Source organism: Pseudomonas lurida (genome assembly GCF_013522705.1).
Classification (GTDB): Bacteria; Pseudomonadota; Gammaproteobacteria; order Pseudomonadales; family Pseudomonadaceae; genus Aquipseudomonas; species Aquipseudomonas quebecensis.
The window spans coordinates 39,227-51,609 of sequence record NZ_JAAMRE010000025.1 but is presented as its reverse complement, the minus strand read 5'-3'; the positions used below and the strand labels follow the sequence as shown (position 1 = coordinate 51,609).

The 12,383-nt window shown below is 58.6% G+C and carries 11 protein-coding genes; 7 read left to right on the top strand and 4 right to left on the bottom strand.

All coding sequences use genetic code 11. From position 1 onward, the window contains the following. Positions 1 to 2: 2 nt before the first annotated feature. The 3 genes from dbpA to yccS all read left to right on the top strand — a co-directional run bounded on the left by dbpA (position 3) and on the right by yccS (position 4,956). Positions 3 to 1,340 (top strand): ATP-dependent RNA helicase DbpA, encoded by a 1,338-nt coding sequence (dbpA, locus tag G7025_RS19300; protein WP_232289440.1) that lies wholly within the window; start codon positions 3 to 5, stop codon positions 1,338 to 1,340. A gap of 99 nt (positions 1,341 to 1,439) precedes the next feature. Beyond that, positions 1,440 to 2,618, top strand: coding sequence for a BaiN/RdsA family NAD(P)/FAD-dependent oxidoreductase (locus tag G7025_RS19295; protein ID WP_181080693.1), 1,179 nt, complete (start codon positions 1,440 to 1,442; stop codon positions 2,616 to 2,618). Positions 2,619 to 2,772: 154 nt separating this feature from the next. Next, positions 2,773 to 4,956 (top strand): YccS family putative transporter, encoded by a 2,184-nt coding sequence (gene yccS, locus G7025_RS19290; RefSeq protein WP_181080692.1) that lies wholly within the window; start codon positions 2,773 to 2,775, stop codon positions 4,954 to 4,956. A gap of 3 nt (positions 4,957 to 4,959) precedes the next feature. On the opposite strand, the gene G7025_RS19285 is transcribed toward yccS, so the two are convergent. Then, the gene (locus tag G7025_RS19285) at positions 4,960 to 5,697 is read right to left on the bottom strand and encodes a substrate-binding periplasmic protein (RefSeq protein WP_181080691.1); all 738 of its coding nucleotides are present in this window, start codon (positions 5,695 to 5,697) and stop codon (positions 4,960 to 4,962) included. Positions 5,698 to 5,887: 190 nt separating this feature from the next. Here G7025_RS19285 and G7025_RS19280 point away from each other — a divergent pair, with 190 nt between their 5' ends. After that, complete coding sequence (locus G7025_RS19280; protein WP_181080690.1) at positions 5,888 to 6,358, top strand: GNAT family N-acetyltransferase; 471 nt, start codon at positions 5,888 to 5,890, stop codon at positions 6,356 to 6,358. Here the strand turns inward: G7025_RS19280 and G7025_RS19275 are convergent. The 3 genes from G7025_RS19275 to G7025_RS19265 are packed head-to-tail and all read right to left on the bottom strand — an operon-like array spanning position 6,349 to position 9,312. Further along, positions 6,349 to 6,645: a winged helix-turn-helix domain-containing protein gene (locus G7025_RS19275; protein ID WP_181080689.1), complete on the bottom strand. Its 297-nt coding sequence runs from the start codon at positions 6,643 to 6,645 to the stop codon at positions 6,349 to 6,351. The genes G7025_RS19280 and G7025_RS19275 overlap by 10 nt on opposite strands. A gap of 19 nt (positions 6,646 to 6,664) precedes the next feature. After that, a complete protein-coding gene (locus G7025_RS19270; RefSeq protein WP_181080688.1) occupies positions 6,665 to 7,165 on the bottom strand; it encodes a M48 metallopeptidase family protein in 501 nt (166 codons plus the stop codon). 41 nt (positions 7,166 to 7,206) lie between these two features. Then, positions 7,207 to 9,312 carry a putative bifunctional diguanylate cyclase/phosphodiesterase gene (locus G7025_RS19265; RefSeq protein ID WP_181080687.1) on the bottom strand — a complete coding sequence of 702 codons (2,106 nt, stop codon included), beginning with the start codon at positions 9,310 to 9,312 and terminating at the stop codon, positions 7,207 to 7,209. A gap of 312 nt (positions 9,313 to 9,624) precedes the next feature. Here G7025_RS19265 and G7025_RS19260 point away from each other — a divergent pair, with 312 nt between their 5' ends. From G7025_RS19260 to G7025_RS27160, 3 genes are all read left to right on the top strand, one after another. Continuing rightward, complete coding sequence (locus tag G7025_RS19260; RefSeq protein ID WP_181080686.1) at positions 9,625 to 10,290, top strand: polysaccharide lyase family 7 protein; 666 nt, start codon at positions 9,625 to 9,627, stop codon at positions 10,288 to 10,290. A 979-nt stretch (positions 10,291 to 11,269) separates the two neighbouring features. Continuing rightward, positions 11,270 to 11,731 (top strand): hypothetical protein, encoded by a 462-nt coding sequence (locus G7025_RS19255; protein ID WP_181080685.1) that lies wholly within the window; start codon positions 11,270 to 11,272, stop codon positions 11,729 to 11,731. Between the two features lie 354 nt (positions 11,732 to 12,085). Next, positions 12,086 to 12,376: a nitroreductase family protein gene (locus G7025_RS27160; protein ID WP_375139343.1), complete on the top strand. Its 291-nt coding sequence runs from the start codon at positions 12,086 to 12,088 to the stop codon at positions 12,374 to 12,376. Positions 12,377 to 12,383 lie beyond the last annotated feature (7 nt).

Here is a 12,383-nt window from a genome sequence, read left to right as displayed (position 1 = left end):
CCATGCTGGCTAACCTCGACTCGCTGGGTTATGTCGAGATGACGCAGATCCAGGCGCAAAGCTTGCCGGTGATCCTCAAGGGGCTGGACCTGATTGCCCAGGCCAAGACCGGCAGCGGCAAGACCGCCGCCTTCGGCATCGGCCTGTTGAACCCGATCAACCCGCGTTACTTCGGTTGCCAGGCGCTGGTGATGTGCCCGACCCGCGAGCTGGCCGACCAGGTGGCCAAGGAAATCCGTCGCCTGGCCCGCGCCGAAGACAACATCAAGGTGCTGACCCTGTGCGGCGGCGTGTCCCTCGGCCCACAGATCGCCTCCCTGGAACACGGCGCCCACGTGATCGTCGGCACTCCGGGCCGCATCCAGCAGCATTTGCGCAAGGGTTCGCTGGTGCTGGACGGCTTGAACACGCTGATCCTCGATGAAGCCGACCGCATGCTCGACATGGGTTTCTACGACGCCATCGAAGACATCATCAGCAAGACTCCGCCGCGCCGCCAGACCCTGCTGTTCTCGGCCACCTACCCGGTGAGCATCAAGCAACTGGCATCCAAGTTCATGCGCGCGCCGCAGCAAGTGAAGGCCGAAGCGTTCCACTCCGACGATCAGATCGAGCAGCGTTTCTACGAGATCTCCCCGGAAGAGCGCATGGACGCGGTGACCAAAGTCCTGGCGCACTTCCGTCCGGCCTCGTGCGTGGCGTTCTGCTTTACCAAGCAGCAGGTGCAGGAGACCGTCGACCACCTGACAGCCAAGGGCATCTCCGCCGTCGGCCTGCACGGCGACCTGGAACAGCGCGACCGTGACCAGGTTCTGGCGATGTTCGCCAACCGCAGCACCTCGGTGCTGGTGGCGACCGACGTCGCCGCACGGGGCCTGGACATCGACTCGCTGGACATGGTGATCAACGTCGAACTGGCCCGCGACTCGGAAATCCACATCCACCGCGTCGGCCGTACCGGTCGCGCCGGTGAGACCGGGATTGCCATCAGCCTGGTAGCGCCGTCCGAGGCGCACCGTGCCCAGGCCATCGAGCAGCTGCAGAAATCGCCGCTGAACTGGGACCAACTGGACAACCTCAAGCCGCAAAGCGGTGGTCCACTGCTGCCGCAGATGAGCACCCTGTGCATTGCCGCGGGCCGCAAGGACAAGGTTCGTCCAGGCGACATCCTCGGCGCGCTGACCGGCGAAGCCGGCATCCCCGGCGCCCAGGTCGGCAAGATCGCGATCTTTGATTTCCAGGCGTTCGTAGCCGTGGAACGCGGCATCGCCAAGCAGGCGTTGCAGCGTTTGAACGACGGCAAGATCAAGGGCCGCTCGTTGCGCGTGCGGATCCTGTAACCCGATCTGCGACCTATATGAAGATCCAATGTAGGAGGGGGCTTGCCCCCTCCTACAGTTTTGATTGCATTTCAGACCCGTATTTGTGAGGACATTGCTGTGCGCTCGACCGAAGTTGTGATCATTGGCGCCGGCGCCGCAGGCTTGATGTGCGCACTGACCGCCGCCGGGCGTGGGCGCAAGGTGATGCTGATCGATCATGCGAACAAGGCCGGCAAAAAGATCCTGATGTCCGGTGGTGGCCGCTGCAATTTCACCAATATGTACACCGAGCCGGCCAATTTTCTCTCGCACAACGCACATTTCTGCAAATCCGCCCTGGCTCGCTACACCCAGTGGGATTTCATCGGCCTGGTGGCCAAGCACGGCGTGCCGTACCACGAGAAGAAGCTCGGCCAGCTGTTCTGCGATAACAAATCCAGCGACATCCTCGGCATGCTGCTCGATGAGTGCATCCAGACCGGCGTGAGCCTGCACCTGGACACCTCCATCCAGGAAATCGCCAGGCTCGACAGCGGTTATCAGTTGCAGACCACCCTCGGTCAGCTGCGCTGTGAATCCCTGGTAATCGCCACCGGCGGCCTGTCGATCCCAACCCTGGGCGCCACCGGGTTCGGCTATCAGGTGGCCAGGCAATTCGGTCATGAACTGCTGCCGACCCGCGCCGGATTGGTGCCGTTCACCATCACCGACCAGCTCAAGGCACTGTGTACCGAGTTGTCCGGCACTTCTGTGGACTGCGTGGCCAGCTGCAACGGCCAGAGTTTTCGCGAGAACCTGCTGTTTACTCATCGCGGCCTGAGCGGGCCGGCGATCCTGCAGATTTCCTCGTACTGGGAGCCGGGCGACACGGTCGAGATCAACCTGCTGCCCGACCACGACGCCCACACCTGGCTGCAACAACAACAGGTCGAACGGCCGAACAGCGAGTTGAAAACGCTGCTGGGCGAGATCTTCACCAAGAAAATGGCCACCCTGCTGGCGGACACCTGGTTCGCGTCCAAGCCGATGAAGCAATACACCCATGCCGAAGTCGCCGACATTGCGCAGAAGTTGTCGAGCTGGCAGCTGGTGCCCGCCGGCACCGAAGGCTATCGCACCGCCGAGGTGACGCTGGGCGGTGTAGACACGCGGGAAGTCTCGTCCAAGACCATGGAGTCGCTGAAAAGCCCGGGGCTGTACTTTATTGGGGAAGTGCTGGATGTGACCGGGCATTTGGGCGGGTTTAACTTCCAGTGGGCGTGGGCATCGGGCTACGCCGCCGCGCAATACGTCTGACGAGACCGGATCAACAATGTGTAAGGGTGCTTGCCCCCTCCCCACTTATTAGTGTGCCTGGGGAATAATTTGCTGTGAGATGTGATCACCACGCTTGCCGTGGCGTCCTTACTGCCTCAATTTAGCGGCATCGTCCCGGAAGACCCCAGCCTTCATGTCATCGACCTCGTTCAAGCAGTCCATGCGGCGCCTATGGGCGCTGGATAAATTCAGCTATAGCGTTCGGGTATTCATCGCCCTCACCGGCAGCATGGCGCTGTGCTGGTATCAGGATGAAATGACCCTGCTGATCCCGCTGTTCCTGGGGATTATCGCCAGCGCCCTGGCCGAGACCGACGACAGCTGGCAAGGGCGCCTCAATGCCCTGGCGGTGACGCTGGTGTGCTTCAGCATCGCCGCGCTGTCGGTGGAATTGCTGTTTCCCTACCCTTGGTTGTTCGCGATTGCCCTGGCGCTGGCGAGCTTCTGCCTGACCATGCTCGGCGCCCTTGGCGAGCGTTACGGCGCGATTGCCTCGGCGACGCTGATTCTGTCGGTCTACACCATGATCGGCGTGGACCAGCGTGGTGGCGCGGTGTCGGACTTCTGGCACGAACCGCTGCTGCTGGTGGCCGGCGCCGCCTGGTATGGCGCGTTGTCGGTGCTGTGGCAGGTGTTGTTTTCCAACCAGCCGGTGCAACAGAGCCTGGCGCGCTTGTTCCGCGAGTTGGGTCGTTACCTCAAGCTCAAATCGTCGCTGTTCGAACCGATCCGCCAATTGGATGTAGAAGCCCGTCGCCTGGAACTGGCCCAGCAGAACGGTCGCGTAGTCGCTGCGCTGAATGCGGCCAAGGAAATCATCCTGCACCGCGTGGGCAATGGTCGCCCGGGTTCGAAGGTCAGCCGCTACCTGAAGTTGTACTTCCTGGCCCAGGACATCCACGAGCGCGCCAGTTCTTCGCACTATCCCTACAACGCCCTGGCCGAAGCGTTTTTCCACAGCGACGTGCTGTTCCGCTGCCAGCGCCTGTTACGCCAGCAAGGCAAGGCCTGCCAGGCCCTCGCCGAATCAATCCAGTTGCGCCAGCCGTTCGTCTACGATGACAGCTTCGCCGAGGCCCTGGGTGACCTGAATGCCTCCCTGGAACACCTGCGCATCCAGAGCAACCCGGCCTGGCGGGGCCTGCTGCGCTCGTTGCGCGCCCTGGCGGCCAACCTGTCGACCCTCGACCGCCTGCTCGGCGACGCCAGCAACCCTGACGCCCTGGCCGATGCCACCGACAGCAACCTGCTCGATCGCGCCCCGCGCAACCTCAAGGAAATGTGGACGCGGCTGCGTACTCAACTGACCCCGACCTCGTTGCTGTTCCGCCACGCATTGCGCCTGTCGTTGGCGCTGACCGTCGGCTACGGCACCTTGCACGCGATTCACGCGTCCCAGGGTTATTGGATCATCCTCACCACTCTGTTCGTGTGCCAGCCCAACTATGGCGCCACACGGCGCAAGCTCGGCCAACGGATCGTCGGCACCGCCATCGGCCTGACCGTGGCCTGGGCGCTGTTCGATCTGTTCCCCAGCCCGCTGGTGCAATCGATGTTCGCCATCGCCGCCGGCCTGGTGTTCTTTATCAACCGTACCACCCGCTATACCCTGGCCACCGCGGCGATCACGCTGATGGTGCTGTTTTGCTTCAACCAGGTGGGCGATGGCTACGGATTATTCCTGCCACGGCTGTTCGATACCCTGCTTGGCAGTCTGATCGCGGGCCTGGCGGTGTTCCTGTTCCTGCCGGACTGGCAGGGCCGGCGTCTGAACAAAGTGCTGGCCAACACCCTGACCTGCAACAGCATCTACCTGCGGCAGATCATGCAGCAGTACGCCGCCGGCAAGAGCGACGACCTGGCCTATCGCCTGGCCAGGCGCAACGCGCACAACGCCGATGCGGCGCTGTCCACCACCTTGGCCAACATGCTGATGGAGCCGGGGCACTTTCGCAAAGAAGCCGACGTAGGCTTTCGCTTCCTGGTGCTGTCGCACACCTTGCTCAGCTATTTGTCGGGGCTTGGCGCGCACCGTGACACGCAACTGCCCGCCGAAGTGCGTGAACACCTGATCGACGGCGCCGGCAATAGCCTGGCGGCGAGCATTGATGAAATCGCCACGGGGCTGGCGAACAAGCAGCCGATTGCGATTCAGAGCGATGCCGAGGAGGCCTTGGCGGCGGACCTGGAGCAAATGCCGGATGAGATCGACGAAGGGCAGCGCTTGGTGCAAACGCAGCTGGCGCTGATTTGTCGGCAATTGGGGCCGCTGCGCACATTGGCCGCGCATTTGATCAAGGACACTCGCGCGGCTTAGGCCTTACATGCCATGGGCCTTCATTAATCGTTCGTAACTGCCATCGGCCTTCATTCTGGCTATCTCCCGGTCAAAGCCCGCTACGATCTGTGCATGTTCGGGGTGCTTGAGGCTGACCAGAATGTGCAGGCTGTTTTCAGTCAGCGGCTTGGGCAGGAACTCTATGGCATTGCGCACCCGGGGTGATTCACGGGCCAGGTAATAGCGCGCGACATACTCGTCCTCCACCGTCAGCCGCACTCGCTGCGCCGCCAGCATGCGCACGGCCATGGCGAAGTTATGCACCGGCACTTTCTGCAACTGCGTGTCCCCGTCGAACGCCGCGGAGTAGGCATAACCGCGCACCACCGCGATGGGTTCGTCATGCAGTTGCTCAAGCGTCTGGTAATCGATGGGGTCGTCGCGGCGCTTGATGAAGCGCACGCGGTTGAGCAGGTATTCGTTGGAGAATTCTCCCAGCTGTGTACGCGCCTCGTCGTACCAGGCATTGATCAGCACGTCATAACGCCCATCGCCTATGCCCATCAACGCACGCGCCCAGGGCACCTGTTCGAAATCACTGGCGTACCCGGCGCGGGCCAGGGCGGTGGTGACGATGTCGGTGGCCAGTCCGCCGTTGATCAGCGTGGCATCGGTAAAGGGTGGCCAGGCGTCCGCGACCAGGCGCAGACGCTGTGCAAACGCCGGTTGAGCCAGCAGCAACACTCCAATTAAAGCAACGGCACGAGACAATCGCGGCATGCTCAAAATCCTTGGCGGGCTTAGCTCAGGCAAGACCTGAGGTGTTAACAGTAGCTCAGATTACACAAAGAAACGGCTGGGGCACGCACTCAATAGTGGCTAATTGACCTCATCCTCAACAATAGACCATTTAGACAGAGCCGCCCGCCGCGCTTACTATCAAGCACAGACATTCGAGCGAGAACACACCATGACTGTTGATTGGGTCTGCAAGCACCATAATGACCTGGGCAAGGAGCAGCTTTACGCCATCCTGCGGTTGCGTAACGAAGTGTTCGTGGTTGAGCAGAAATGCGTCTACCAGGACATCGATGACCAGGACCTGAGCGGTGACACCTACCACCTGATGGGCTGGCGGGACGATAAGCTGGTGGCCTACCTGCGCCTGCTGGACCCGGAGTCCCAGGGCGGCGATGTGGTAATCGGCCGAGTGATTATCGCCCCACTGGCGCGAGGCACCGGGTTAGGCCATCGGATGATGGAAGAAACCCTCAAGCAGATTGACGATATCTGGCCTGAAACCCCGATCTTTCTGTCAGCCCAGGCGCACTTACAGGGTTACTACGGGCGGTACGGGTTCGTGGTGGCGGGAGAGGAATACCTGGAGGACGACATTCCTCATATCGGCATGCGGCGCACCGGAGAAAGCCCTCAGGGATAACCCAGCACGCGCTTGATCGACGCCAGGTTGGCCTCGATCCAGCGCCGATCAATCGCGCCCCAGTTACGAATCCGATAGCACCCGGCATGGTTACGCGCGCCATCCTCCTGCTCGAACTCACACACAATATCCAGGTCGGCGAGCGCCGCTATCGTGTCCTGGGCCGTGCGCCGGGGCATGCCGGTCGCGTCGGTCAGCGCCGGTACGTTGCTGGCCTGGCCGCTGTCGATCAGGTAGGCGACGTAGAGGCGACGGTAGAAACTGCTTTTGGTCTTGCTCACATCCATGGTCATTGGCCTTGTGCGGTCAGGGTTTGCCCAGCAGGTCGCGATACGTGAGGTAGACCCGCAGGTCGAATTCCACCTGATGGTAGTCCGGCATCATGTATTGGCAGAGTTTATAGAACGCCTTGTTGTGGTCCGATTCTTTGAAGTGCGCCAGTTCATGCACCACGATCATGCGCAGAAATTCCGGTGCGGCCTCTTTGAACAAGGCGGCGATGCGGATTTCTTTCTTGGCCTTGAGGTTGCCGCCCTGCACCCTTGAAATCGTGGTGTGCAGGCCGAGGGCGCGGTGGGTCAGGTCCAGGCGGTTATCGAACAGGACCTTGTCGATGGCCGGCGCGTTGCGCAGGTGTTCCTGCTTCAAGGCCAGCGCGTAGGCGTACAAGGCCTTGTCGCTCTGCACCGCGTGGCGCTCGGGATAACGCTGCTCCAGATAATTGCCCAACTGGTCAGTGGCGATCATCTGACGCACTTGCTCCTGTAGTGCAACCGGGTAGGCCTGGAGGTATTTCAGCGCGGTCATGAGGGTCTGCAACAAGATTTGAAGGGCGCCAGTGTACCAATTCAACGTGCGCGGGTGCGGGACCAGTCGGCGACATCCTCGGCTATCAACGGCTGCGCCGCCCATGGCCCCTGGATAAACGTGCAGCCCTGGGCTTTGAGCCATTGGGCCTGCTCCTGGGTTTCCACACCTTCGGCCACCACCAGCACCTCGAAATGCCCGCACAACTCGATAATGCTGCGCGCCATTGCCGCGTCCCGTGCCGAGCCCGGCAGACGCGCCACCAATTTGGGGTCGAGCTTCAAGGTGTCGAATTCCAGATCACGCAGGTGCGCCAGGGAACACTGGCCGGAGCCAAAGTCATCCAGGGCGATACGCACACCAATGCGGCGCAGCAACTTAAGCTGTTTGATGGCCTCCTCACGGTTACTCATCAGGCAGTCCTCCCCGATTTCCACCTCCAACTGCCGCCCTTGCAAGCCGTAGCGCTCCAGCATCTGCTGCAGTTGATTGGCCAGGTTGGGCATATTGAACTGGCTGCTGCTCAGACTCACACTCAGCACCAGCTCCTCGTCGAAGGTGGTGTGCCAGGCCTGGCGCTGTGCGGCGACCTGCTGGTAGATCCAGATGCTCAATTGGCTGATCAGCCGCGCCTCTTCCAGCAGCGGCAGGAAAAGCCCCGGCGGCACGTCGCCGACACTAGGGTGCTGCCAACGCAACAACGCCTCGACGCCGCGCAGACGCCCGTCCTCCAACGACACCTGCGGTTGGTAGACCAGGATGAATTCTTTGTTTTCAATGGCCGTGCGCACGCTGTCTTCAAGCATCAGACGCGAGCGGGCCCGGCCGTTCATTTCCTGGTCGAAATAGCGATATTGCTGACGCCCGGCGCGCTTGGCTTCGTACATCGCAATATCAGCGGCGCGCAGCAGACCATTCAAATCCGAGCCGCAGTCAGGAAACGTGGCGATACCAATACTCACGCCGAGCATCACATCCAAACCGTCGACCTGTTGGCAGACTGACACCCGTTCGATCAGTTTTTCCGAAATTTTCGCCGCCTGCTCAGGGAAGTCCAGCTCCAGCAATGCGGTAAATTCATCGCCGCCCATGCGTCCGACAATGTCGTAGGAACGCAGGCAACCTTGCAGTTGTTCCGATACCCAGCGCAGTACCCGGTCGCCCGCGTCATGGCCCAGGGAGTCGTTGACCCGCTTGAAGCCGTCGAGGTCCAGGTACAGCAGCACCAGAGATTGCTCGACGCGCTCGCTGCGCGACAGGGTGCTTTCCACGGCCTGGTAGAACCCACGACGGTTGAGCAGGCCGGTGAGCGGGTCGGTAACGGCCTGGAACTCCAGTTGCTGGTGCAGGTGGCGCACTTCAGACATATCCAGCACGGTCACCACCATAGCCTTCTGCTCGGACGGCAATGGGGCGCAGGACAACGCCACGGGCACCTGCTGCCCGCGGCCGGTGCGCAGCATGGCGTCGTGCAGGCGCCAGGTCTGGCCGGTGCGATAACCGGCGTACATCTGCGAATCCAACCAGCTGGGCACGTGGGGCTTTTGCAAAAAGCTCAGGAACGTCTGGCCCTGCAATTCGTTGAGCGTCGCATTGAGTAAGCGCGAAATGGCCGGATTGGCGTACTGGATCACGCCTTCTTCGCCCACCACCAGGATGCCTTCGGCGGCGTTGTCGAGCACCGAGGCGTTGAACGCGCGAGCCGACTCCAAGTCATGGCTCAGGCGCTGCAAGGCGCGGCGATTACGCTGGTGCTCCAGCAGTGCCTGGACCTTGGGCTTGAGAATATGCGGGTCGAACGGCTTGAACAGGTAATCGATGGCGCCACTGGCGTAGCCTTCCAGCACGGCGGCGGGCGATTGGGCGTTGGCGCTCAGAAAGATGATCGGGGTCATGCGGGTGCGCTGGCTGCCGCGCATCAGGCGGGCGACTTCAAAGCCATCCATGCCCGGCATCATCACGTCCAGCAATACCAGGTCGACATCGTGCTGCAGCAGCAACTCCAGGGCTTCCACACCGGAAGCGGCGGTTACCACGTGCCAATCCTCACGCTGCAAAAGCGCACGCATGCTGATCAGGTTTTCCGGGTAGTCGTCGACCACCAGAAGAACCGAACTGCCATCGCCGTGGTGTGGAGCGCATTCCATGCTACGTCTCTTCCTTAGATCGCTGCTCCGGTCATTTCTGAGAGAAAACCCGGACAAACACTGAGGCCTCACTCTAGCCCCGGTTCTGGAAAAGCAGAAGTAACCTCGGTGCCATCATTGCGCCAATTTTCAGGAAGCCGACTAACGGTCAGTGCCTGCAACCCACGGTTCATGGGCAACATGGCTTTTTGGCATTCATTTGGCGCCAATAAATTGCCAGCAATTGTTTAACAATCCGCTGCACAGCACCTATAAAGAACCTGACTGGCCCTGAGGGCCATAGCCTACACCCTTCTGTAAAAGGCCTACGCCATGATTGACCTCTCCACTTGGAACCTGAGCATTCCCGTCGGCTCGCCCCCCGCGACCATCGACACGCCTAAACTGCTTAGCGGCTTCAAGGACCAATACTTCCAGGCCGAAGGCAGCAACGTGCAATTCTGGACACCCGTCACCGGCACGCGCACCGAGAACGCGATCTACCCCCGCAGCGAATTGCGCGAAACCTACGCCGACGGCCGCTTGCGCAACTGGACCTACCCCGACGCCGACAATTTTCTGCGCGCCACCCTGGCCGTCAACCAGGTGCCCTCCAGCGGCAAGATCGTCATTGGCCAGATTCACGCGTATGACAGCCAGAAACCGCTGATCAAGCTCGAGTACCAATTCAAGGAAAAGACCCAGACCGGCAACATCGTCGCCAAAGTGCGCATGCGCCCGGATGAGGACGAAAGCCGCGTGATCACCGTCGCCTCCAACGTGCCGTTGGACAAGAGCTTCACCTACGTAATCAACCTCAACAAGGCCGGATTACTCAGCGTGTATGCCGCCGATGGCGAATGGAACGAGCGCATCGGCGCGGCATGGGGCGCCAAACCGCTGTACTTCAAGGCCGGCGCCTATGTGCAGGACAACAGCGGGGACAGCAAGGAAGGCGCGAAGGTGACGTTCGACAAGCTGGATATTGATCATGAGTGAGCGGATCGGCCTCGATTCGAACACGTAATGCCCGATGGCGTCAGAGGCTATTCCCACCTCTTCAACAGCCATTAACCCTATAGGAGCAGGACCTGCCCGCGATGGCGGTGTGTCAACCAGTATTTCCCGCGACTGACACTCAGCCATCGCGCTAAACGACGAGCGCTTTTGCACCCAGCGTTTATTTTGTGGTAGCCGTGTGTGGAGATCTTCGGGTCTGCCGCGTTCCTCGTATCCTCGGTCTGCGAACCCGCACACAGCTGCAGAAATCCGGATTTTTTATGCCTGTTGCCCAGGATTTAAGCGCTGTACTAGATTTTGCTGAGCGCTGGTACAGCGCTCCCTTAAAGATCGGCTGGATCTTCGAGGAGTTACCCCCAGCACGGCATTCATGACCACCAGGGTAAACCCCAGATACAGGTCAATATCAACGTAGACATTCCATACGCCGCACTTGGAGTCCCCGACTGGACGCTCTGAATTGAGCACTCGCTAAGAAAAACATGTGAACCACAACGAAAACCGAATCTTCGGCGTATATGCAACTGGATATTACAGTCTTGTGTACTAATCAGCATTTTTAGATATCCGCGATGGAGCGAGATGTGGGAAATACCAATCAGAACTATCCGACAACTCACTACAAAAACACACAAAGACTCAGCTAAAAAACAATACAACTAAAAAAATACAAATTGACATTCACAATAAGCCTTCATATGGTTTAAGTGCATCGCAAATCCGCGAAGGCACCAACACAGAGGAACTATATATGAAACGTGTAATTATAGAACCGACGCTCAACAATCAGTCAAACGACGCGTATCAGACCCCTCACTTCTCAATTAAGACGGTGACTGTACCTCACTACAAATTTATTCCCAACGATGGGGGTAGCGTTATCGAAGCCTCCGATAGCAGAAAGCTAGCGATTAAATAACGATGTACCGCCTGGGCTCGGCTCAGGCAGCCACTAAAAATGAACCTCACTCACGGGTGGTCAGGCGGCTATGTGTACGGCGAAAAAAAATGGCTCTCGAACGACATATTTTTAGTGCTTAAAGATGGCGCAGCTTATTTGTGGGACTATAGAAATCACGTCCAATACCAAATAAGCACAAGAGAATTTGAGCGATTAGTGAGTTTTTCCGCAGGCGATTTCGTATCGGATACAGCCGATGACATATCCATAGACACCTCCGGGGTACTGTATGAAGTGAAACCAGCAGATGAATGGGGCTGGGACGTGCTATCAAAAATATTCCATATTGGGACGTCTCACCCGAATTCGCCAACCCCAGACAAACCTGAAATGTACATTGAATATGCCAAAAGCTACTTAAACTTTTGCAAGTCAATTCATAAAAACGAACCAAACATTTCTTTAATAAAAGGAGGAGAAAAGACATTATTACCACCCCCAAAACCTTTCGGCTATTAAAGAAGCGAGTCTTTGGGAGACGCTTTTGGCGCGTCATACCTGCCGAGATTTTTTTGACACTTCAGTATCAATATTATCACTGGCAACCATACTGTATGGGACTTTAGCGGATAAGAAAGAGACCGATTACGACGCTCCGACTGGCGCTCAAAAATTCGGTTTTAGAAGAACATCACCTTCGGCCGGAGGCTTACAAGCGACGGAGGGTTATGTATGGGTGCGAAATGTAGAGGATCTTGCTCCCGGCATTTATCATTATATAAGTGAACAGCATACTCTGGAGAAGGTACGCGACCTTCCACCTGAAGTAATATCTACTTATTTATGCGGCCAGCATTGGGCTAACAACTTAGCATTCGCAATTTTTTTACTTCTCGCTTTGACAAGCTCTGGTGGAAATACCCCCACTCCCGCGCCTATCGCCCAATGTTGTTGGACGTTGGACATTTATCACAAACAGCAAATTTATTAATTACGGCGCTTGGCTTACATCCTTGGCTGACCGGTTACTTTCATGATAAAGAAATAAATGAACTTTTAGAGGTCAACCTTCCTTCAGAGCAAGTCATTTTTTTGGTGGGTGCGGGGAATGGAACGGGTAGTTCGTACACCACAGAAGTTAGAGAACTACTCGACGGAATCTAATGAGGGG

Bases quoted from the DNA above. Each gene is read 5' to 3' on its own strand.
- yccS (WP_181080692.1), top strand. From the start codon at position 2,773: ATGTCATCGACCTCGTTCAAGCAGTCCATGCGGCGCCTATGGGCGCTG.
- G7025_RS19255 (WP_181080685.1), top strand. From the start codon at position 11,270: ATGAACCTCACTCACGGGTGGTCAGGCGGCTATGTGTACGGCGAAAAA.
- G7025_RS19275 (WP_181080689.1), bottom strand. From the start codon at position 6,645: ATGGATGTGAGCAAGACCAAAAGCAGTTTCTACCGTCGCCTCTACGTC.
- G7025_RS19280 (WP_181080690.1), top strand. From the start codon at position 5,888: ATGACTGTTGATTGGGTCTGCAAGCACCATAATGACCTGGGCAAGGAG.
- G7025_RS19285 (WP_181080691.1), bottom strand. From the start codon at position 5,697: ATGCCGCGATTGTCTCGTGCCGTTGCTTTAATTGGAGTGTTGCTGCTG.
- dbpA (WP_232289440.1), top strand. From the start codon at position 3: ATGCTGGCTAACCTCGACTCGCTGGGTTATGTCGAGATGACGCAGATC.
- G7025_RS19270 (WP_181080688.1), bottom strand. From the start codon at position 7,165: ATGACCGCGCTGAAATACCTCCAGGCCTACCCGGTTGCACTACAGGAG.
- G7025_RS19265 (WP_181080687.1), bottom strand. From the start codon at position 9,312: ATGGAATGCGCTCCACACCACGGCGATGGCAGTTCGGTTCTTCTGGTG.
- G7025_RS19260 (WP_181080686.1), top strand. From the start codon at position 9,625: ATGATTGACCTCTCCACTTGGAACCTGAGCATTCCCGTCGGCTCGCCC.